We start from the raw sequence: 20316 nt of genomic DNA, 5'->3' as shown, positions 1-20316 counted from the left end.
AAAGTCTCTAGCTCAGCGACTTGCGATTGAAATCCCGCAAGCGGAAGCCCATCAGCAGCAACATGCCGAAGTACACCGCTACGCCAGCCACCACTAACACACCGAGGCGCATGAAGCGCTCCAGCATATGCCCCTGATCCCAGGCGGGCATGAAGTGCATCAGGCCCAGCAGCACCGCCGCCATCGCGCCCACGGCCACCACCAGCTTGAGCGCGAACGGGCCCCAGCCCGCCTGCGGCTGGAACATTTTCTGTTTGCGCAGCTGATAAAACAGCAGCCCGGCATTGATGCAGGCACCCACACTGATCGCCAGCGCCAGCCCGGCATGCTTCAACGGGCCAATGAACGCCAGGTTGAGCAGCTGCGTCACGATAAGGGTGAAGATCGCGATTTTTACCGGGGTGCGGATGTTTTGTTGAGCATAAAAGCCAGGGGCCAGCACTTTGATCACGATGATGCCCAGCAGCCCGACGGAGTAGGCAATCAGCGCACGCTGGGTCATCGAGGCGTCAAACGCGGTGAACTGGCCGTACTGGAACAGCGCAACCGTCAGCGGCTCGGCGAGCAACCCCAGGGCCACGGCGCACGGCAGCACCAGCACGAAGCACAGGCGCAGGCCCCAATCGAGGATCCGCGAATACTCGTGACGGTCCTTGCTGGCGTAGGTTCGGGACAACGTTGGCAGCAGGATGGTGCCGAGCGCCACACCCAGCACACCGGACGGCAATTCCATCAGGCGGTCGGCGTAATACATCCACGACACCGAACCCGAGACCAGCAACGAGGCGAAGGCAGTGTTGATGATCAGTGAAATCTGGCTGACGGAAACCCCGAGGATTGCCGGCAGCATGTTGCGCATCACCCGCCAGACGCCGGTGTCCTTGAGGTTCAGGCGCGGCAGCACCAGCATGCCGATCTTCTTCAGGTGCGGCAGCTGATACAGCAGTTGTGCCAGGCCACCGGCCAGGACCGCCCAGCCCAGAGCCATCACGGGCGGATCGAAGTACGGCGTCAGGAACAGCGCAAAAACAATCATGCTGACGTTAAGCAGGGTTGGCACAAACGCCGGCACCGAGAAGCGGTTCCAGGTATTGAGGATCGCCCCGGCCAGGGACGACAGGGAAATCAGCAATATATAAGGAAAGGTCACCCGCAACAGGTCAGTGGTCAGGGCGAATTTTTCCGGCGTATTGGCAAAGCCGGGGGCCGTGGCCCAGATCACCCAGGGCGCGGCGAGCATGCCCGCGATCGTCACCAGCGTCAGCACCAGCGTCAGCAAACCCGAAACATAAGCAATAAAGGTGCGGGTCGCCTCCTCGCCTTGCTGGGCCTTGTATTCCGCCAGAATCGGCACGAAGGCCTGGGAAAAAGCCCCTTCGGCGAAGATCCGCCGCAGCAGGTTGGGCAGTTTAAAGGCAATAAAGAAGGCATCCGTGGCCATGCTGGCGCCAAAAATACGTGCCAGCAGCGTGTCACGCACAAACCCCAGAACCCGGGAAATCATGGTGATAGAGCTGACGGCGGCCAACGATTTGAGCAGGTTCATTGAAAGAGTTTTTGCCTATAGATAAAGAGCAGGCGAACAAACGGCCCACATATGCGATACTCCGCGCCTGCAACAAGCACAGAGCCAAAGCTCGCGAGTTTACAGGTCAAGCGCCGGAAATAAATCACCCGCCTCTTAAGATCGACCACTCAGCAGTTCGCATCACACGCCCTTGACAAGACTTCAACTCATCGGCATGATTCGCGGCCTATTTTGTTTGCTATTTCCTAAAAAGTCTTTCGAGGAGCTCGACGGTGGCCAACACACCTTCCGCCAAAAAACGTGCAAAACAGGCTGAGAAGCGTCGCAGCCACAACGCCAGCCTGCGTTCCATGGTTCGTACCTACATCAAGAATGTAGTTAAAGCCATTGACGCAAAAGACGCTGAAAAAGCTCAAGCTGCTTACGTTCTGGCCGTGCCAGTTATCGACCGTATGGCCGATAAAGGCATCATCCACAAGAACAAAGCTGCTCGCCATAAAGGTCGTCTGAATGGCCACATCAAGGCTCTGAACCTTGCTGCTGCAGCCTAAGCGATAAGCTTGTTAAAAAACCGACCCCAGGGTCGGTTTTTTATTGCCTGCAATTTGGGCAAGCCAAAAAAAGAGCCGGCATGCCGGCTCTTTTAGAGATTTACTGCGCCGTAGGCCACGGCAGGATCGGAATCGCCGTCACCGCATTCTGCGGGCTGCCTTCGATCAAGCGGTCGCTGTAGACCAGATACACCAGGGTATTGCGCTTCTTGTCGAGGAAACGCACCACCTGCATGGTCTTGAACACCAGGGACGTGCGCTCCTTGAACACCTCATCCCCATCCTTCAGCTCGCCCCTGAAGCGAATCGCGCCCACCTGACGACAAGCAATCGACGCCTCGGCACGATCTTCCGCCAGGCCCAGGCCACCCTTCACCCCGCCAGTCTTGGCGCGAGACAGGTAGCAGGTCACGCCATCCACCTTCGGATCATCAAAGGCCTCGACCACGATCCGGTCATTGGGGCCGACGAACTTGAACACCGTCGACACCTGGCCAATCTCTTCGGCCGACGCCAGCAGCGGCACCACCAGCAGCAAACCGAGCAATCCCTTCATTACGCGCATCGAGACTTCCTTTTTACTTAAACCAGAATCAGGTTATCCCGGTGAACCAACTCCGGCTCAGCCATGTAACCCAACAGACCGACAATCGCCTCAGACGACTGCCCAATGATTTTCTGCGCTTCGAGGGCGCTGTAATTGGCCAGGCCACGGGCAATCTCGCGACCGTCCGGCGCCACACACACCACCATCTCGCCACGACGGAAACTGCCCTGGACCAATTTTACGCCCACCGGCAGCAGGCTTTTGTTGCCTTGAGACAACGCAGACACCGCACCCGCATCCAGCACCAGGGTACCGCGCGTCTGAAGATGCCCCGCCAGCCACTGCTTGCGCGCCGCCAGCATGCCACGCTCGGGCGACAGTAGCGTACCGATGCGCTCACCCGCCTTGAGGCGATCCAGCACACGCTCAATCCGGCCACCCACGATGATGGTATGCGCGCCGGAACGCGCCGCCAGCCGCGCCGCACGCAGCTTGGTCTGCATACCGCCACGCCCCAGGGCACCACCGACACTGCCGGCCACTGCATCCAGCGCCGGGTCATCTGCACGGGCTTCGTAAATCAGCTGGGCATCCGGGTTATTGCGCGGGTCAGCGTCGAACATGCCATCGCGATCCGTGAGGATCACCAGCAAGTCAGCCTCAACCAGGTTAGCCACCAGGGCGGCCAGGGTGTCGTTGTCGCCGAAACGAATTTCGTCGGTCACCACGGTGTCATTCTCGTTGATCACCGGGATCACCTTGAGTTCAACCAGGGCGCGCAAGGTGCTGCGGGCATTCAGGTAGCGCTTGCGGTCAGACAAGTCGTCATGGGTCAGCAGAATCTGCGCCGTGTGGCGACCGTGCTCGGCAAAGCTGGACTCCCAGGCCTGCACCAGGCCCATCTGACCGATGGCGGCAGCGGCCTGCAGCTCGTGCATCGCGCTGGGTCGCGCGGTCCAGCCGAGACGGCTCATGCCCGCGGCAACTGCCCCGGACGACACCAGCACCAACTCAACGCCAGCCTCATGCAACGCCACCATCTGGTCCACCCAGACGCTCATGGCCGCACGATCCAGCCCCTTGCCATCCGCCGTCAGCAGCGCGCTACCGATCTTAACGACCCAACGCTGCGCACCTGTCACCTTGCTCCGCATCATCTTCAACCTTAGATAGAGGGCCGCGCGACCCAGCGCCGCCCATAACGTTATTCGTGACTACCGATTTCCAGATACCAAAACGCCGCTCGATTGAGCGGCGCTTAAGTTTACTGCAACGAATCAGTCGCGCACGTAAATGATTTCCGGGCCATCTTCATCATCCACGTCTTCTTCGTCCCAATCGTCGTCACCGATGTCATGGACCGACTTGACGCCACTGCGACGCAGCGCACGCTGGTCATCCAGCGCTTGCAACTGGGCACGGGCTTCGTCTTCGATGCGCTGATCCAGCTCGGCCAGCTCCGCCTTGTAGACAGGGTCGGCCGCCAGGCGATCGGCACGGTCTTCGAGGTAGCGCATGATATCGCGAGTGAGGCGCTCAGTGCCTTCTTTGGCAATGGCCGAGATCACGTAGACCGGACCGGTCCATTCCAGGCGATCAACGATTTCCTTGACGCGCTCTTCGTGCTCTTCCTCGAGGATCTGGTCGCACTTGTTCAGTACCAACCAACGGTCACGCTCAGCCAGGGACGGGCTGAACTTGGTCAGCTCGCTGACAATCACTTCTGCAGCGTCCGGCGCACTGGTGTCATCCAGCGGCGCCATGTCGACGAGGTGCAGCAGCAAGCGGGTACGGGACAAGTGCTTGAGGAAACGAATCCCCAGGCCCGCGCCATCGGAAGCACCTTCGATCAGGCCCGGGATGTCCGCAACCACGAAGCTTTTCCAGCGATCGACACTGACCACACCCAGGTTTGGCACCAGGGTAGTGAACGGGTAATCGGCAACTTTCGGCTTGGCAGCAGACACCGAGCGGATGAACGTACTTTTGCCAGCGTTCGGCAGGCCCAGCAGACCCACGTCAGCCAACACCTTCATTTCCAGCTTGAGGTCACGCTGCTCGCCCGGCTTGCCCGGCGTGGTCTGGCGTGGCGCACGGTTGGTACTGGATTTGAAACGGGTGTTACCCAGACCGTGCCAGCCGCCATGAGCCACCAGCAAGCGCTGACCGGCTTTGGTCAGGTCGCCGATGATCTCCTGGGTCGCGGAGTCGATCACGGTAGTGCCGACCGGAACCCGCAGGACCAGCTCTTCGCCTTTTTTACCGGTGCAGTCGGTGCTGCCGCCGTTGGAGCCACGCTCGGCATCAAAGTGCCGGGTGTAACGGTAATCCACCAGAGTGTTGAGGTTTTCGTCGGCGACCATGTAGACCGAGCCGCCGTCACCACCATCACCACCGTTGGGACCACCGTTTTCGATGAATTTTTCCCGACGGAAACTCATGCAACCGTTACCGCCGTCGCCAGCTTTTACTCGGATCGAAACTTCATCAACGAACTTCATAACAAAACGCCTCTCGTCGCATGGACGAGCTTAAGAAACCAAGACATAAGACTCTTGCAAAAATGAGCGCAGCGACCTCAAGCAACGACCGCAAATCCACTGCCTTCACCCATCACAAACAGCTTTGCAAGAGACTCACCCCACAAACGAAAAAGCCCCGTCGCGAGACAGGGCTTTTCCAGCAACTACGTAATTATGCCGCGACGACTTCAGTCTTCGGGACAATGCTCACGTAACGGCGGTTGAAAGCGCCTTTTACTTCAAACTTGATCACGCCGTCGATTTTAGCGAACAGAGTGTGATCTTTACCCATGCCAACACCGTAACCGGCGTGAAATTGGGTGCCGCGCTGACGCACGATGATGTTGCCCGGAATGATAACCTGGCCGCCATACATCTTCACGCCAAGGCGTTTGGCTTCTGAGTCGCGACCGTTACGGGTACTACCACCAGCTTTTTTGTGTGCCATGAGTCAATTCTCCTAGTGAGGAATTAGGCTGAAATTAAGCCTGAATACCGGTGATTTTGATCTCGGTGTACCACTGGCGGTGGCCCATACGCTTCATGTGGTGCTTACGACGACGGAACTTGATGATGCGGACTTTATCGTGACGACCTTGGGAGATCACTTCAGCCACAACGGTAGCGCCTGCAACAACTGGAGCGCCGATGTTCACGTCATCGCCATTGGCGACCAACAGAACGCGATCAAAGGTAACGGATTCGCCAGTAGCGATTTCCAGCTTCTCGATCTTCAGGTATTCACCTGGGGCGACCTTGTATTGCTTGCCACCAGTAACAATTACTGCGTACGACATGGTATTTCTCCGATAATCCTGCTCACCCAGCGCTTTATAAGAAGAGGTATTGGCTGGCATGGCTGCATGGGATGGACGTCCCGAATGCAATTGCGTAAGGCAGGTGCTGCCCAGGAAGTTCAGGGTGCGCGATTGTACGCAAGCTATGGAGGTGTTGCAAGTAGCCGTCTATCGCGCCTTGACACTACGGGACGTGGGTCCTAGCATGCCGCGCAACCCTTCTGGAGCGACTGTCGCTGATGCAACCCCAAGCTTTCTACCGCGCGGTGGCGGACGATTTTAGCGCCGTCGACGGCATCATCAAGAAGCAGCTGACTTCTAAAGTGCCGCTGGTCTCCAAAATTGGCGACTACATTACGTCGGCCGGCGGTAAACGCCTGCGTCCTTTATTAGTGTTGCTGTGTGGCAAGGCGCTCGGCCGCGAAGGCGATGACCTGCGCCTGCTGGCCGCGACCATCGAGTTCCTGCACACCGCTACCCTGCTGCACGACGACGTGGTCGACATGTCCGGCATGCGCCGCGGTCGCGAGACGGCCAACGCGATGTGGGGCAACGCGCCAAGCGTGCTGGTGGGCGACTTCCTGTACTCACGTTCCTTCGAAATGATGGTCGAGCTGGGCTCGATGCCGGTGATGAAGATTCTTTCACAGGCCACGCGCATCATCGCCGAAGGCGAAGTGTTGCAGCTGTCGAAGGTTCGCGATGCCAGCACTACCGAAGAAACCTACATGGAAGTGATTCGCGGCAAAACCGCGATGCTCTTCGAAGCCTCGACCCACAGTGCCGCGGCCCTGTGCGAAGCGACGCCCGAGCAGAGCGAAGCCCTGCGCACCTTCGGCGATCACCTGGGGGTGGCCTTCCAGCTCGTGGACGACCTGCTGGATTATCGCGGCGACGCCGAAACCCTGGGCAAGAACGTCGGTGACGACCTGGCCGAGGGCAAGCCGACCTTGCCGCTGATCTATACCATGCGCGAAGGCACGCCGGAACAGGCCGCCCTGGTGCGCAAGGCGATCCAGAAAGGCGGGATCGAAGACCTGGAAAGCATCCGTGAAGCCGTGGAAGCCTCGGGCTCCCTCGAATACACCGCACAACTGGCCCGTGACTACGTCGCTCGCGCCATCCAATGCCTGGAAGCCCTTCCAGCCAGCGAATACCGGGATGCCCTGGTTGAGCTGAGTGAGTTTGCGGTCGCCCGCACTCACTGATTCTGCTCCGCTTCATGTGGGGGCTGGCTTGCCTGCGATGCAGGCACCTCGGTTTGTTCGTCACACCGCGGTGATGCAATCGCAGGCAAGCCAGCTCCCACAGCGCTCTCTGGCGTTGCTGCACCCTGCCGGGCTAAAACCCTATACAATGTGCGCTTTTTAGCCATCCTGAAACTAAAGGAGCTTTAGTGAGCACGTTGCCACCCTGCCCGAAATGCAATTCCGAATACACCTACGAAGACGGCGCCCAGCTGATTTGCCCGGAATGCGCCCATGAGTGGGCCGTCGGAGGCGAAGCCGAGGCTGCCAGCGATGAATCCGTGAAAAAAGACTCTGTGGGCAACGTCCTGCAGGACGGCGACACCATCACCGTGATCAAGGACCTCAAGGTCAAGGGCACGTCCCTGGTGGTCAAGGTCGGCACCAAGGTGAAAAACATCCGCCTGTGCGATGGCGACCACGATATCGACTGCAAGATCGACGGTATAGGCCCGATGAAGCTCAAGTCCGAGTTCGTGCGCAAAGTCTGAATCTGCTGCCTCCATCCCGTGCCCTGCACGGGATGGCGCTTCGCCCTCCCCGCGTCACCCCCGCACTACTGGCAAAAGGCCAGGCCTTTTGATCAAAAACAATATCCACACAGAAAAGTACGGAAATCGCCAATAGGTACTTGCTATTCCTTGAATAAGAATTATTCTCATTGAAAACCATCAAGGAGATGCGACCCATGACTTATTTGATTGATGCCTGGCTGGACCGCCCACACCCTTACCTGCGGATCCTTCATCGGGAAACCGGGGAAGTCTGCGCGGTGCTGGAAGAAGAAGCGCTGAGTGAACTGCAGGATCAGGGCGACCTGGACGTCAATGGCCTGAGCTCCAGCGAACCTGGGGTGTTGAAGGAGGTGGTGAGAAATCTGTTTCTGTTCTGCTATGCCCGGGCGTTGCGCCCGGTGACGGATCTCAATGGCAAGTTTCATCCATGAGTAACCGCGCAAAACGCTGTAGGAGCGAGCAGGCTCGCTCCTACAGGTAAGGTCTTACAGAACGTCGAGCAGCTCGACGTCGAACACCAGAACGCTGTGCGGCGGGATGCTGCCAACGCCTTGAGCGCCGTAAGCCAGTTCGCTCGGCACGTACAGACGCCATTTGCTGCCGGCATTCATCAGTTGCAGGGCTTCGGTCCAGCCGGCGATCACGCCGCCAACCGGGAATTCTGCAGGCTGGCCGCGCTCGTAGGAGCTGTCGAACACAGTGCCGTCGATCAGGGTGCCGTGGTAATGAGTGCGCACTTGGTCTTCACGGGTTGGCTTGGCGCCAGAACCTGCGGTCAGCACTTCAAATTGCAGGCCGGAAGCCAGGGTGGTGATGCCGTCACGCTTGGCGTTTTCAGCCAGGAAAGCCAGGCCTTCGCCAGCAGCGGCTTCAGCCTTTGCAGCCGCTTCGGCTTGCATGATTTCGCGGATGACCTTGAAGCTGGCGGCCATTTGCTCTTGGTCCACACGGCTTGGCTTGCCGGCGAAAGCGTCGGTCAGGCCAGCCAGGATCGCGTCCAGGCTCACGCCCGGTGGCGGGTTGTCGCGCAGTTGGTCGCCCAACTGACGGCCAATGCCGTAGCTCACGCGGGTTTCGTCGGTGGACAAGTTAACTTCGGACATGGAACTGCTCCGCTGTAGGACAGCGCCGGAAAACTGCAACATTTCCCGAACCGCCCAGAACTAAAAGGGCGAGCAGACTAGCACACAAGAACGACCGATGATGAGCCCCCGCCCTTACCAGGCGGAGTGGATGGCGATCGGCAAGCGCAGGCTTTCCTCGGCGCTGGGCGGCATGCCGCACATTTCGTCGTGCACCGAGGTGTGCACCAGCTCAAACGGCATTTTCGGCATCGCGTGCTTGTGCAGCAGTTGGCGCGCGTGCTCCACCGAACGCAGGTGCAGGGTTTTGCCCTGGTCATCACCCAACGGGTACGCCCTGCCCTGCATGCGGGCTTCCAGCACGTAGATACCGCCTTCGAGGGAGATCAGGCTCAATTGGTCAATACGGCCCACCGTGGCGTAGGCATACAGCTCTTGCAGGTTCATGACGGCACCTCCAGGACAGAGCTATAGAGATAGGCCGGAATGCCTCGAACCACAAGGCGAAAACCGGCCATCCGTCCATTAGTGCTTGGTGACTTTGTCCAGGTAGCCCATGGCAAACGCCGACACCACGAAGGTCATGTGAATGATCACGTACCACTTCAGGTGCTCGGGGTCGACGTTCTTCGCGTCCATGAAGACCCGCAGCAAGTGGATCGACGAAATCGCCACGATGGACGCCGCGACCTTCATCTTCAGCGACGAGGAATCCATGGTCCCCAGCCAGTTGAGCTTTTCCTTGCTTTCGTCGATGTCCAGCTGGGAGACGAAGTTCTCGTAGCCACTGATCATAACCATCACCAGCAGGCCGCCCACCAGCGCCATGTCGATCAACGACAGCAGCACCAGGATCACATCCGATTCGCTCATGGAGAACACCATGGGAATCACATGGAACACTTCCTGGAAGAACTTCAGACCCAGCGCCAGCAGGCCCAGGGACAAACCGAAATAGATCGGCGCCAACAGCCAGCGTGAGGCATACATTGCATTTTCGATAAAGCGTTCCATTGAATCTCACACAGCTTGGCTAAAAATGGCGCCGAGTATACCAGCCGTTCCCAAACGCCAGAAACCGTCGAGAAAACTGATCTGTACGGCATCTGTAAAAGAATTTTTCTGCTAGTGTCGAGCTCATCAACTCGGCTCGATGATGTCGGACAGGAAAACTCAGATAATGGATGTGCGATCCCCTTTGGCCAGCATTGGCCTGTGTGCGGCGTTGCTGATGGGCAGCGGTTGTTCCCCCAGCGATGAACACAAGCAAGCCAGCCTCGAAGAGAAAACCGCCAAGTTCGAACAGTCCCTGGACGCCATCCAGGACCCCAAGCTCAAGGACGCCGTGTCCGAGCTCGGTGGCTCGTTGCTGTTGCTGGAACGGGCGCGGGTCAAGCTCGCCACCAAGCCCATCGAGGCCGAGTACAGCGAAGACGCCCTGGCGCTGCTCAAGCATTACCCGACACCCCAGGCCCTGGTTGACACCTACATCAATGGCCTGTTTGTGCTGCGCAAGGCGTCCCATTCGGACTACCTGACGGACCTGCAGCCGATCTTCCCGTTCAACTTCAACATGCCCGACCAGTTCCCGTTCCCCCACGGCCTGGAGTGGCAGTCGGTCACTTTGAGCAACAACAAGGTCATCCCCTTCCAGCCGGAATGGTCGGAAACCGACCCGGGCATCCAGTTGAGCCCCACCAGTTCCAACCTGACCAACCCCGATGACCTCACGGTGACCTACCCGTTCGTCGAAGGCATCGAGACTGACAACAAGAGCCAGCCGCAGCCTGTCACCCTCAAGGGCAAGGTCGAAGTGATCGCCCCGCGCAAAGTCTTTACCTTCGACTTGTCGAAGAAGGACGTGGGCCGCAAACGCACCGAAGAAAACGTCACGATCACCCTGCTGACCCTGGAAAAGAACTACGCCGAGATCGAACTGACCAACAGCTCCCCCCTCGCGCCGGAAGTCGCCGACGAATCGCCTAACCCGCTGCTGGTGCAGGCGCGCGATACCACCGGGCAATTTCTCTCGCGTTCGGGCTCGATCAACGAGAACGCCGCCCAACTGGCGTTCTACGAGAAGCAACTGGCGGAAATGCAAAAGCAGACGGCCTGGTCCGATGCCTTCGAGAAACAGCTGGAAGACGAGCAGAAAGCCTTCGAACACAAGCAGGACAGCCATTACACCAAGGTGTACTTCAATGGCTTGATCGACAACGTGCAAGTCAGCGTCCTCGATTTTTCCCAAGCCACCGTAACCCGCAAGGACCTGGACCTGCCCGTGCGGCGCTTCGACAAGAACAGCCTGGAGAAAACCGTACAGCCCCTGCCGATGCCCGTCACCGTGTATGACGACCAGGCCTCCGACTGGCTGAAGGACGCCACGCTGTCCGAAGACCAACTCAAGAAAAGCGTCACCATCAATCAGTCGGTGGATGACGCCAGCGCGGCGCACATCGAGTTCGATCACCCCTACACCTTCAACGACGACCTGCTGGGCGACGACCGGGGCGGCGGCGATGCCCCCGTGACCTTTCTCACGGCCAACGACGAAGGCAAGCTGGGCGAGCCGATCGAGCTGCCCGCCGAGGCCTACGAGGTCGACCCGGGGCGCGCCACCATTACCTATGACCTGAACCTGTTCCCCGAGAACCCAGGGTTTGCCGTAGGTTCAATGCCGCTGTTCCTGGCCACCATCGAAAAAGGCAACCTCACGGCGGGGCAACTGCCCAAGGGCCTGGAACTGAAAGACAACGCGCTGATTGTCGACCAGAAGCTGTTCCCCGCCGACAGCTGGCGGTTCTATGCCAAGGACGCCAGCGGCAACTACCTGAAGGAAATTCTCGGCGTCAGCCACCGCGCAGAGGAGTACGGCACGGCGTTGTTCGACGTGCATTACTTCTACGGCCAGCCGAGCGCATTGGAGACCTACCAGCGCACCGGGTTGAACACGGTGCAGTATGGGTTTGAGGTCAAGCTGGACAAGCCCGAGGCGGCACCTGCCCCCAAGCCGTAAGCGCCAAGCGGGCTGGTGTGGGAGCCGGGCTTGCCCGCGATAGCATCACCTCGGTCCAGCTGAAAGACCGAGTTGCCTGCATCGCAGGCAAGCCAGCTCCCACACAAACCCACCCATTGGGTTTTCGATGTTTAGCGGATATCACTCAACGCCGTGTGCCGCCCGCCATTGAGCTGTCGCAAGTGCGCCTGGAGGTGCAGGCACCAGATCTGCGGGTCGTCGGCCAGCTCGTACCCGTGCAGGGTCAGGCTTTCGACAATCGAATCGAGGATGGTTTGTGCCACGAAAGGTCCGTGAAACGGGCCTTGAGACTTGATGGTGGAGGGCTGTTCGCCAGTCATTCCGGCGGCAAACAACAAGGTCCACATCCCGGTATCCCCCGCGAGAGGGCGAATGGAACATTCGATACGGGTGACCAGGCCCAGGCACTGGCGGGTGAGGCAGAGGTTGCGCGACATGGCGGCGACCCTCGGTAGATCCGGTATTCAGCCTCGCAGGGCAAGACTGTTTCTATCCAGCGACTCCTGTGGATATCCCTTGAGCTGAGAATAGAAGAAACCCGGTACAAACCAAGGCTGGGGGACCAACGGACGACTGCCCTGTGGTGAGGGGGCTTGTCTCCCGCTGGGCTGCGAAGCAGCCCCAATAGGATAAACACGCTCTAACAGGTAAAACACACTGCCTGGATTTGGGGCTGCTTCGCAGCCCAACGGGGGACAAGCCCCCTCGCCACAAGGCGCGCCCCTCATCCGATCAACATCACACGGGCTTGGTCTCAGCCAACGCCTCCTGCGCCAACTCCTTCTCGGCTTCCTTCAGATCATCTTCGCTGATCATCTCGGCAATCGCCCGCAGGCGCTCCACCACCCGCGCGTTGACGCTGCCTTCCGGGAATTGCCCCTCCTCGTCCGGCGACCCCGCCGGCTCGCCCACCAGCAGGCTCAGGGCTTCGTCAGCCTGACGCACGGCGTAGACGTGGAATTGCCCGTCCCGCACGGCCTGCAACACCTTCTCATCAAGCATCAGCGTCGCGACGTTGGCCTGGGGAATGATCGCGCCCTGCTCGCCGGTCAGCCCGCGGGCTTCACAGAGGCGGAAGAAACCTTCGATCTTCTCGTTGACCCCACCCACCGCCTGCACTTCACCAAACTGGTTGATGGAACCGGTGATGGCAAAGCACTGCTTGAGCGGCGTCTTCGACAGGGCCGAGATCAAGGTGCACGCCTCGCCCAGGGACGCACTGTCGCCGTCGACGTAACCGTAGGACTGCTCCAGGGCGATACTCGCCGAGATCGCCAGCGGGAATTCCTGGGCATAACGGCTGCCCAGGTAACCGGTGAGGATCATTACACCCTTGGAGTGAATCGGCTGGCCGAGGTTAACTTCGCGCTCGATATCGACGATGCCGCTGCCGCCCGGGTACACCGTGGCAGAAATCCGCGCCGGCACACCGAATGCCGAGTCACCGACCTCCAACACTGTCAGCCCGTTGCACTTGCCCACCGCGGCACCGGCGGTGTCGATCAGGATCACCCCGGCGAGCATGTCGTCGAGAATCCGCGCCGACACCCGCCCGGTGCGCGTGGCCTTGGCCTTGAGCGCGCGCTCGATGTGCCCGGCATCCGTGCGCTCATCGCCCGCCAGGTGGCGAATGAAATCCGCCTCGCTGACCAACTGGAACAGATCGCCGATACGCGCCGACAGGCGCCCCTGGTTCTCCGCCAGCCGCGCGCTGTAGGTCGCCAGACGCGCCACAGCGTCCGAGGTCAACGGCGCCATGCCTTCTTCCGAGGTGCGGGTTTTCAGCAACTGTGCAAACTGCTCCAGGCTTTCATCCACCATCGGAATGTCTTCGTCAAAATCCACCAGCACCCGGAACATCTCCTGGAAGTCCGGATCCGCGTCTTGCAACGCGTAGTACAGCTGGCGGGAGCCGATGATGATGACCTTGAGCTGCAACGGGATCACTTGCGGGTTGAGGGTCACGGTGGCCAGGCGGCCCAGTTCGCCCAACGGTGATTCCATCTTCAGCTTGCGCGACTGCAGGGCACGCTTGAGGGCGTCCCACACAAACGGCTCGCTGAGCATTTTCTCGGCTTCGAGGATCAGGAAACCGCCGTTGGCCCGGTGCAGCGCGCCCGGCCGCAACTGGCGATAGGTGGTGTAGAGCGCGCCCTGGTCGGTACTGTATTCAATACGGCCGAACAGGTTGTCGTAGGTCGGGTGCGGCTCGAATACCACCGGCGCGCCACCGTTGACCGGATGGCCCACCACCAGGCTCGGGCAGTACTGCTCTTCCAGCAACTTACGGGCCTGGGCGTCAGTTTTCGCGTCATCCACCAACTGCTCGACCACGGTTTTCAGCAGGTACACCTGCATGGCCTGCAAGTAACCGCAGACGGCCGCGTTCTCCGCGTACTTCTCGGACAACGGCGCCAACAGTGGCTGCAAGGCCAGGGTGATGGTTTCTTCGTTGAACTGGCGCATCTGGTTATTGGACTCGCGCTTCCACTGGGGCAGGCTGGCGAGTTCTTCGTTGAGGCGTTCTTCCAGCTCGGAAATATCGGTGTGGAAACGCTCGCGGTCGGCTTCCGGCAACTGCGAAAACTCGGCCTCGTCCAGCGCCTTGCCGTCGAGCATCGGGGTAAAGGCGATGTTGCTGCTGTCACGGTACAGCGCCACGTCCTTTTCCAGGGCCAAGCGCTCGATCACATCCAGGGCACGGTCGTAACGCTGGTTGAAGGCACGGTCGATGGCGCTTTTGCGCTGTTGATACGTCGGGTGTTCGAACACCGCTGGAAAGGTCGCGACCAGGTTGTCGATCAGGCCGTTGATGTCGCTGATGAACGCGGCAGCACCGCCCGCAGGCAGTTCCAGCGCGCGGGGCTCGCGAGGCTCATCGAAATTATTGACGTAGACCCAGTCGGCCGGGGTCTGCAGGCGTTTGCCTTCGGCCTTAAGGTAGCGTTTGACGAACGAAAAGCGGCCGGTCCCGGGCTCGCCCATCACAAATACGTTGTAACCGGGGCGTGGCATGGCCACACCAAACTGCAAGGCTTCGACCGCACGTTCCTGGCCAAGCACACCGCGAAAGGGCTCCAAATCATTGGTGGTCGAGAAGCTGAACTGTTCAGCGGAAAAAGGACGAGTCAGCGCTTCAGGCGCTAGACGCAAGCTGGCAGCAACAGGATCAGGCATCGGGCTTCCTTACATCAGGCGGGGCAGATGACGGCATTCTGGCGCCGGGTTGGGCCGGCTGGCAAGGCACGGCTTAGGGAAAGCATAGACCCGGCTTTGAGGCTGTAAAAAAACCGAGTGTTTCCGGCTTGTTTCACAAAAAATAACGGAACCCTTGGATCGTGCCTAAACTCCAACCTGCTGCGGGTTGGACTAATAACCGGCCCCTAGGGTGCTGTCAGGCACCTGAACCCTTGTCCATTGGTTTGCACACAAAGAGAACAAAGCTATGAAACGGATCCTTCTTGGTACTCTCTTCACCGTAGTCTCCCTCAATGCAATGGCTGAAGCGCCAGGTGGCCCGAACTGCGGTTGGGGCAACATGTTGTTCGAAGGCCAACGCGGCACTCCCGCTCACTTCCTGGCTTCCACCACCAACGGTACCTCGGGGAACGCCACTTTCGGCATGACCTCGGGCACTAACGGCTGTAACACCAACAGCGCACTGACCTACGGTGGCAAATCGTGGATTGCCATGAATGGCATGATGAACGAGCTGTCCGAAGACATGGCCAAAGGTAACGGCGAAGCGCTGACTACCTACGCCGTGGTACTGGGTGTTGCTCCTGAAGACCGCGAGCACTTTGCCGCGGTGACTCACGAGCACTTCCAGCAAATCTTCAGCAAAGCTGACGTAACCGCTGATGACGTGCACAACAACACCCTGGCCGTACTGAAAGGCGACACCCGCCTGGCGAAATACGCTACCCAGGCTTAAGCTCGACCCGCCCGTGCCTTTCGAGGCACGGGTTTTATTATTTTTGGACCTGCCTCCCCTTTGGGTCTTTTTATCTCGACTTAAGTTGCCCACATGCTCAAACGCCTTGCCTACCTGGCACTCTTCGCCTGCGCCCCGCTGTATGCGGCACCGCACCTTGATGATCAACGTTTGCAGCAACTGGCCAACGAGCCGTTCTGGCTGTCGCTGGGGCATTACGAATCCGGCAAGTTCGAAGGCTGGCGCAGTTATGTCAGCGACAAGAAATTCTTCCTCGCACCCGATGGCGCCCACCATCCGGACCAGGAACTAAAGGCCACCGTAGAAGCACTCTATGCTCCGGCCAGCCTCGGTGAAAAACACGCTCAATGCGTTTACCCCGCACGTACCCGTTGGCTCAAGGACCAGTTGCACCTGACTGACTTGCCGGCGCTGGACTGCAAGGAATTCAAGCAATGGTTCAAGGACGTCGCCCCCCACAGCGCGGTGATGATCTTCCCGGCGGCCTACCTCAACAGCCCGTCGTCAATGTTCGGCCACACCCTGCTGCGCATCGACCAGGCTGACGTGCAGAGCAACAACACCGCGCTGCTCAGCTACGCGATCAACTTTGGCGCCTATATCGAAGGCTCGGACAACAGCATCCTCTACGCCTGGAAAGGCCTGATGGGCGGTTATCCCGGCCTGTTTGCGCTGGTGCCCTACCAGGAAAAACTCTCCGAATACCGTAGCCTGGAGAACCGCGACCTGTGGGAATACCGCCTGAACCTGACCCAGGTCGAGACCGAGCGCATGGTCGAGCATGTGTGGGAACTCAAACAGATCCAGTTCGACTACTTCTTCTTCGACGAAAACTGCTCCTATCGCCTGCTGGAACTGCTGCAAGTGGCCCGCCCAACGCTGCGGCTGACCGAACAATTCCCGCTGACCGCGATTCCTACCGACACTGTGAAAGCCGTGAAAGAAGCCGGCCTGGTGGAGAAAATCGACTATCGCCCGTCCCGTGAACGCGAACTGCTGGAACGTGCCAAGCCTCTGAGCAGTGATGAGCAACAATGGGTGCTGAAGATCAGCGACGACCAGAAACAACTGCAGGAGCCGGGCTTCAAGGCCATCGCCAAAGACCGCCAGGCCCTGATCATCGACGCGGCCTACCGCCTCGGCCGCTACCGCGCCAACGGCCTGGAGCGCGACACCGAACGCTCCCAACGCAGCTTCGAACTGCTGCGGGCCATCAACCAGAACCCGGCGCCAGACCTGAAGATCGAACGCCCCGGCCTGCCCGAAGACGGCCACGAGTCCCGCACCTGGCAAGCCGGCATCGGCACCCGGGGCGACAAGGCCTTCGGCGAATATGGCCTGCGCATGGCCTATCACGACCTGAACGACAACGCCGAAGGCTTCCCGCTGGGCGCGCAGATCGAAATCCTGCAAATGAAACTGCGCCAGTACGAAGGCAACCACTGGCAATTGCAGCAACTGGACCTGGCGACCATCCGCTCACTGACCCCGCGCAACGAGCTGCTGCAACCCTGGTCGTGGCAAGTGACCGGCGGCCTTGAGCGCGTGCCGGGCAAACATGACGACGAAACCCTGGTCAGCCACGTCAACGGCGGCGCCGGCGGCACCTGGCAACTGCGCGACGACATGCTGGGCTTCGCCCTCGGCACCGTGCGCGTGGAACACAACAGCGACTTTGGCGAAGCCATCTCCCCGGCGGCCGGCTTCAACACCGGCGTGCTGTGGCGCAATCCGCTGGGCAACCTGAGCCTGGAAGCCAAGGGTGATTTCTTCACCAATGGCGAAGTACGGCGCAGTATCAGCCTGAATCAACAGTGGGAATTGTCGCGCAACCTGGGGTTGAGACTGAGTGCCCAGCGTGAATACAGCCACTTGGCGACACCGGTGAATGAAGTGATGCTGGAAGTGAAGTGGTATCACTACTGACCCCACTCGCCAGGAAAACACCTATCAAATGTGGGAGCTGGCTTGCCTGCGATGGCATCGCTGGTTTACGCCTGAGATACCGCGTCGCCGGCATCGCAGGCAAGCCAACTCCCACATTTTGACCGCGTTACTTCAGAGGCAGCAGTGCCAACAGATTAATCACAGCCCTTTCACATCCCCCCAACGAATCGCCTTCTAAACTCCCCTCATCAGCCGTTCAACGGCCAGGGAGCATGCGATGTGGCGGCACGCAGTAATGCTGGGCGTGTTGGCCCTGCTCTCGGGTTGCCAATCAACCCATGAGGATTTGCTGGCCAAGGGTTACCCTCCCGCCTTCGCCGACGGCTATGACGACGGTTGCAGCAGCGGCCGCCAGGCCGCCGGGGTGATCACCGGGGAATTTCGCAAGAACGTCCCCCGCTATCTGAAGGACCGCACCTACGCCGAAGGCTGGGATGACGGCTTCCGCCAGTGCAAGGCCATGCGCGAGAACGAAGACCTGAACGACTATAAGAACCGCCACTGGGACGACCGCGAACGCGCCTGGCAACAGGAAAAGGACCGCGACGCCGCCCGGGCCTTTCGCTCGCCATAGGTCGCTTTCAGACATCCAGCGAAACTTAACCCCTGCGACCATGGCCCAAACTCCATAGCAGGAGAATCCCATGAGTCGAGCGTTCGTCAATGAAGACAGCGCCGCTGCCCAGGCCAGCCAACCGGTGGAACGCCAGGTCAGCGCGCAACCCAATCACCTCACCGCCCGCGGGCTTGCGCAGTTGCAGGCCAAGGTGGCGCAGTTGCAGAACGAGCACAGCGAAGAATCCGCCAAGGGCGAGCAGGCCGATAAACAGCGCCAGGCCGACCTTGAGCGGGATTTGCGTTACTTCAACCAGCGCCTGCAAAGCGCACAGGTGGTGGCGCCGGCAACCTCCACCGACAAGGTGCAGATCGGCAGTTGGGTGACCTTTGCCAACGAACAGGACGAAGAGCAGCGCATTCAGTTAGTGGGCGAAGACCAGGCCGACGCCACGGTGGGCCTGATCAACTGGGGTTCGCCCCTGGGCCGGGCGCTGCTGGGTGCGCAGGTGGGCGACGAGGTGCTGTGGAAGCGCCCCGTCGGTGATCAGTTGATCGAAATCCTGCGCATCGAGCCCGAGGCTTAAACGATGCCTTGAGCCAGCATCGCGTCCGCAACTTTCACAAAGCCTGCGATGTTGGCGCCCTTCACGTAGTTGACCCGACCGTTCTCTTCGCCGTAATGCACGCACGCATGGTGGATCGACTGCATGATGTTGTGCAGCTTGCTGTCCACTTCGCCGGCGGTCCACAGCAGGCGCATGGCGTTCTGCGACATCTCCAGCCCGCTCACCGCCACGCCGCCCGCATTGGACGCCTTGCCCGGCGCGAACAGGATGCCGGCCTCGATAAAGATATCCACCGCCTCCAGGGTGGTGGGCATGTTGGCGCCTTCGGCCACACACACGCAGCCATTGCGCAACAGGGTGCGCGCCGCTTCGGCGTCCAGTTCGTTCTGGGTCGCACAGGGCAGCGCGATATCGCAGGCCAACTCCCACGGCGCCTTGCCGGCACGGAATTCCAGGCCAAAACGCACCGCCAGTTCGCTGATGCGCCCGCGCTGTACGTTTTTCAGCTCCAGCAGCGCCGTCCATTGTTCTTCGGTCAAGCCGCTTTCGCAGTACAGGGTGCCTTCGGAGTCGGACAGGCAAATCACCTTGCCCCCCAGGTCCATGACCTTGCGCGCCGCGTATTGCGCGACGTTGCCGGAACCGGAGATGGCCACGCGCTTGCCTTCGACCCGCTCGCCATTGCGCTTGAGCATTTCCTCGGCGAAGTACACACAGCCAAAACCGGTGGCTTCCGGGCGGATCAGGCTGCCGCCGTAGCTCATGCCCTTGCCGGTCAGCACCGAGGTGAACTGGTTGCTCAGGCGCTTGTATTGGCCGAACAGGAAGCCGATTTCGCGGGCGCCCACGCCGATATCACCGGCGGGCACATCCACGTCCGAGCCGATATGGCGATACAACTCGCTCATGAACGCCTGGCAGAAGCGCATCACCTCGGCGTCGCTCTTGCCCTTGGGATCGAAGTCCGAGCCGCCCTTGCCGCCGCCCATGGGCAGCGAGGTGAGGGAATTCTTGAAGGTTTGTTCGAAGGCGAGGAATTTCAGCACGCCGAGGTTGACCGACGGGTGGAAACGCAGGCCGCCTTTGTATGGGCCGATGGCGCTGTTCATCTGGATCCGGAACCCGCGGTTGACCCGCACTTTGCCCTGGTCATCTTCCCACGACACCCGGAACACAATCGCACGCTCAGGCTCGCAGATGCGCTCCAGGATGCCCGAGTTCAGGTAGTGGGGATTGGCTTCAAGAAACGGCCACAAACTGCGCAGGACTTCTTCCACGGCCTGGTGGAATTCCGGCTGGTCGGGGTCGCGTTTTTTGAGGCGGGCAAGGAAGGATTCAACGGATTCAATCATGAAAAGTCTCGGCAAATTTATTGTCGTTAAAGGAGATTTGTCCCGGACTTTATCAACTCATGCCGCACCGCGACAGGGCAAAATGTCGCCTTTGTGAATTTAAATGGTGCAT

At 59.8% G+C, this 20316-nt stretch carries 21 protein-coding genes; 9 read left to right on the top strand and 12 right to left on the bottom strand.

Annotated features, from left to right (window positions below):
• Positions 1-7 precede the first annotated feature (7 nt).
• Positions 8-1546: a murein biosynthesis integral membrane protein MurJ gene (gene murJ, locus MUM_RS0123995; protein ID WP_010174959.1), complete on the bottom strand. Its 1539-nt coding sequence runs from the start codon at positions 1544-1546 to the stop codon at positions 8-10.
• Positions 1547-1800: 254 nt separating this feature from the next.
• On the opposite strand from murJ, the gene rpsT reads away from it, so the two are divergent.
• Complete coding sequence (gene rpsT / locus MUM_RS0123990) at positions 1801-2079, top strand: 30S ribosomal protein S20 (RefSeq protein WP_003215870.1); 279 nt, start codon at positions 1801-1803, stop codon at positions 2077-2079.
• A 100-nt stretch (positions 2080-2179) separates the two neighbouring features.
• On the opposite strand, the gene MUM_RS0123985 is transcribed toward rpsT, so the two are convergent.
• The 5 genes from MUM_RS0123985 to rplU all read right to left on the bottom strand — a co-directional run bounded on the left by MUM_RS0123985 (position 2180) and on the right by rplU (position 5945).
• Positions 2180-2644, bottom strand: coding sequence for a CreA family protein (locus MUM_RS0123985; RefSeq protein WP_029616071.1), 465 nt, complete (start codon positions 2642-2644; stop codon positions 2180-2182).
• 17 nt (positions 2645-2661) lie between these two features.
• Positions 2662-3780, bottom strand: a complete 1119-nt coding sequence (gene proB, locus MUM_RS0123980; protein ID WP_010174957.1) for a glutamate 5-kinase — start codon at positions 3778-3780, stop codon at positions 2662-2664.
• A gap of 123 nt (positions 3781-3903) precedes the next feature.
• Complete coding sequence (gene cgtA / locus MUM_RS0123975; RefSeq protein ID WP_010174956.1) at positions 3904-5127, bottom strand: Obg family GTPase CgtA; 1224 nt, start codon at positions 5125-5127, stop codon at positions 3904-3906.
• Between the two features lie 193 nt (positions 5128-5320).
• Entirely contained in the window at positions 5321-5596 is a 276-nt protein-coding gene (gene rpmA / locus MUM_RS0123970; protein ID WP_003215862.1) for a 50S ribosomal protein L27, read from the bottom strand.
• Positions 5597-5630: 34 nt separating this feature from the next.
• Positions 5631-5945: a 50S ribosomal protein L21 gene (gene rplU / locus MUM_RS0123965; RefSeq protein ID WP_003176051.1), complete on the bottom strand. Its 315-nt coding sequence runs from the start codon at positions 5943-5945 to the stop codon at positions 5631-5633.
• Positions 5946-6184: 239 nt separating this feature from the next.
• Between rplU and MUM_RS0123960 the strand changes: the two genes are divergently transcribed.
• The 3 genes from MUM_RS0123960 (at position 6185) to MUM_RS0123950 (ending at position 8138) form a co-directional block, all read left to right on the top strand.
• Positions 6185-7153, top strand: coding sequence for a polyprenyl synthetase family protein (locus MUM_RS0123960; protein WP_003215860.1), 969 nt, complete (start codon positions 6185-6187; stop codon positions 7151-7153).
• Positions 7154-7341: 188 nt separating this feature from the next.
• Positions 7342-7683 (top strand): zinc ribbon domain-containing protein YjdM, encoded by a 342-nt coding sequence (locus tag MUM_RS0123955; protein WP_003215858.1) that lies wholly within the window; start codon positions 7342-7344, stop codon positions 7681-7683.
• A 197-nt stretch (positions 7684-7880) separates the two neighbouring features.
• Complete coding sequence (locus tag MUM_RS0123950) at positions 7881-8138, top strand: PA4570 family protein (RefSeq protein WP_003215856.1); 258 nt, start codon at positions 7881-7883, stop codon at positions 8136-8138.
• A 54-nt stretch (positions 8139-8192) separates the two neighbouring features.
• On the opposite strand, the gene MUM_RS0123945 is transcribed toward MUM_RS0123950, so the two are convergent.
• The 3 genes from MUM_RS0123945 to MUM_RS0123935 form a co-directional block, all read right to left on the bottom strand.
• Complete coding sequence (locus tag MUM_RS0123945) at positions 8193-8810, bottom strand: FKBP-type peptidyl-prolyl cis-trans isomerase (protein ID WP_003215854.1); 618 nt, start codon at positions 8808-8810, stop codon at positions 8193-8195.
• 114 nt (positions 8811-8924) lie between these two features.
• Positions 8925-9236 (bottom strand): DUF6482 family protein, encoded by a 312-nt coding sequence (locus tag MUM_RS0123940; RefSeq protein WP_010174948.1) that lies wholly within the window; start codon positions 9234-9236, stop codon positions 8925-8927.
• 78 nt (positions 9237-9314) lie between these two features.
• Positions 9315-9803 carry a TIGR00645 family protein gene (locus MUM_RS0123935; RefSeq protein WP_010174946.1) on the bottom strand — a complete coding sequence of 163 codons (489 nt, stop codon included), beginning with the start codon at positions 9801-9803 and terminating at the stop codon, positions 9315-9317.
• A 166-nt stretch (positions 9804-9969) separates the two neighbouring features.
• On the opposite strand from MUM_RS0123935, the gene MUM_RS0123930 reads away from it, so the two are divergent.
• Complete coding sequence (locus MUM_RS0123930; RefSeq protein WP_010174943.1) at positions 9970-11805, top strand: hypothetical protein; 1836 nt, start codon at positions 9970-9972, stop codon at positions 11803-11805.
• Between the two features lie 131 nt (positions 11806-11936).
• On the opposite strand, the gene MUM_RS0123925 is transcribed toward MUM_RS0123930, so the two are convergent.
• Together MUM_RS0123925 and MUM_RS0123920 are read right to left on the bottom strand one after the other, a co-directional pair.
• Positions 11937-12263, bottom strand: a complete 327-nt coding sequence (locus tag MUM_RS0123925) for a PA4575 family protein (protein WP_010174941.1) — start codon at positions 12261-12263, stop codon at positions 11937-11939.
• A 301-nt stretch (positions 12264-12564) separates the two neighbouring features.
• Positions 12565-15003, bottom strand: a complete 2439-nt coding sequence (locus MUM_RS0123920; RefSeq protein ID WP_010174939.1) for a Lon protease family protein — start codon at positions 15001-15003, stop codon at positions 12565-12567.
• Positions 15004-15271: 268 nt separating this feature from the next.
• On the opposite strand from MUM_RS0123920, the gene MUM_RS0123915 reads away from it, so the two are divergent.
• The 4 genes from MUM_RS0123915 (at position 15272) to MUM_RS0123900 (ending at position 18870) form a co-directional block, all read left to right on the top strand.
• Positions 15272-15760 carry a DUF3015 domain-containing protein gene (locus MUM_RS0123915; RefSeq protein ID WP_010174937.1) on the top strand — a complete coding sequence of 163 codons (489 nt, stop codon included), beginning with the start codon at positions 15272-15274 and terminating at the stop codon, positions 15758-15760.
• A gap of 93 nt (positions 15761-15853) precedes the next feature.
• On the top strand, positions 15854-17707 hold the full coding sequence (locus MUM_RS0123910; RefSeq protein ID WP_010174935.1) for an Lnb N-terminal periplasmic domain-containing protein: 1854 nt from the start codon (positions 15854-15856) through the stop codon (positions 17705-17707).
• A 238-nt stretch (positions 17708-17945) separates the two neighbouring features.
• Positions 17946-18302, top strand: a complete 357-nt coding sequence (locus MUM_RS0123905; protein ID WP_010174933.1) for a hypothetical protein — start codon at positions 17946-17948, stop codon at positions 18300-18302.
• A 70-nt stretch (positions 18303-18372) separates the two neighbouring features.
• A complete protein-coding gene (locus MUM_RS0123900) occupies positions 18373-18870 on the top strand; it encodes a GreA/GreB family elongation factor (RefSeq protein WP_010174931.1) in 498 nt (165 codons plus the stop codon).
• Here the strand turns inward: MUM_RS0123900 and gdhA are convergent.
• The gene (gene gdhA, locus MUM_RS0123895; RefSeq protein ID WP_010174929.1) at positions 18867-20204 is read right to left on the bottom strand and encodes an NADP-specific glutamate dehydrogenase; all 1338 of its coding nucleotides are present in this window, start codon (positions 20202-20204) and stop codon (positions 18867-18869) included. The genes MUM_RS0123900 and gdhA overlap by 4 nt on opposite strands.
• Positions 20205-20316: the final 112 nt, after the last annotated feature.

Source organism: Pseudomonas sp. PAMC 25886 (assembly GCF_000242655.1).
Classification (GTDB): domain Bacteria; phylum Pseudomonadota; class Gammaproteobacteria; order Pseudomonadales; family Pseudomonadaceae; genus Aquipseudomonas.
This window is presented reverse-complemented; position numbering and strand designations above follow the sequence as displayed.

Coding starts and splice junctions, on each gene's coding strand:
- MUM_RS0123945 (WP_003215854.1), bottom strand. CDS start 8,810: ATGTCCGAAGTTAACTTGTCCACCGACGAAACCCGCGTGAGCTACGGC.
- MUM_RS0123935 (WP_010174946.1), bottom strand. CDS start 9,803: ATGGAACGCTTTATCGAAAATGCAATGTATGCCTCACGCTGGCTGTTG.
- rpmA (WP_003215862.1), bottom strand. CDS start 5,596: ATGGCACACAAAAAAGCTGGTGGTAGTACCCGTAACGGTCGCGACTCA.
- MUM_RS0123925 (WP_010174941.1), bottom strand. CDS start 12,263: ATGTCGCGCAACCTCTGCCTCACCCGCCAGTGCCTGGGCCTGGTCACC.
- rplU (WP_003176051.1), bottom strand. CDS start 5,945: ATGTCGTACGCAGTAATTGTTACTGGTGGCAAGCAATACAAGGTCGCC.
- murJ (WP_010174959.1), bottom strand. CDS start 1,546: ATGAACCTGCTCAAATCGTTGGCCGCCGTCAGCTCTATCACCATGATT.
- gdhA (WP_010174929.1), bottom strand. CDS start 20,204: ATGATTGAATCCGTTGAATCCTTCCTTGCCCGCCTCAAAAAACGCGAC.
- MUM_RS0123915 (WP_010174937.1), top strand. CDS start 15,272: ATGAAACGGATCCTTCTTGGTACTCTCTTCACCGTAGTCTCCCTCAAT.
- MUM_RS0123960 (WP_003215860.1), top strand. CDS start 6,185: ATGCAACCCCAAGCTTTCTACCGCGCGGTGGCGGACGATTTTAGCGCC.
- MUM_RS0123900 (WP_010174931.1), top strand. CDS start 18,373: ATGAGTCGAGCGTTCGTCAATGAAGACAGCGCCGCTGCCCAGGCCAGC.
- proB (WP_010174957.1), bottom strand. CDS start 3,780: ATGCGGAGCAAGGTGACAGGTGCGCAGCGTTGGGTCGTTAAGATCGGT.
- MUM_RS0123910 (WP_010174935.1), top strand. CDS start 15,854: ATGCTCAAACGCCTTGCCTACCTGGCACTCTTCGCCTGCGCCCCGCTG.
- MUM_RS0123985 (WP_029616071.1), bottom strand. CDS start 2,644: ATGCGCGTAATGAAGGGATTGCTCGGTTTGCTGCTGGTGGTGCCGCTG.
- cgtA (WP_010174956.1), bottom strand. CDS start 5,127: ATGAAGTTCGTTGATGAAGTTTCGATCCGAGTAAAAGCTGGCGACGGC.
- MUM_RS0123930 (WP_010174943.1), top strand. CDS start 9,970: ATGGATGTGCGATCCCCTTTGGCCAGCATTGGCCTGTGTGCGGCGTTG.
- MUM_RS0123940 (WP_010174948.1), bottom strand. CDS start 9,236: ATGAACCTGCAAGAGCTGTATGCCTACGCCACGGTGGGCCGTATTGAC.
- MUM_RS0123905 (WP_010174933.1), top strand. CDS start 17,946: ATGTGGCGGCACGCAGTAATGCTGGGCGTGTTGGCCCTGCTCTCGGGT.
- MUM_RS0123950 (WP_003215856.1), top strand. CDS start 7,881: ATGACTTATTTGATTGATGCCTGGCTGGACCGCCCACACCCTTACCTG.
- MUM_RS0123920 (WP_010174939.1), bottom strand. CDS start 15,003: ATGCCTGATCCTGTTGCTGCCAGCTTGCGTCTAGCGCCTGAAGCGCTG.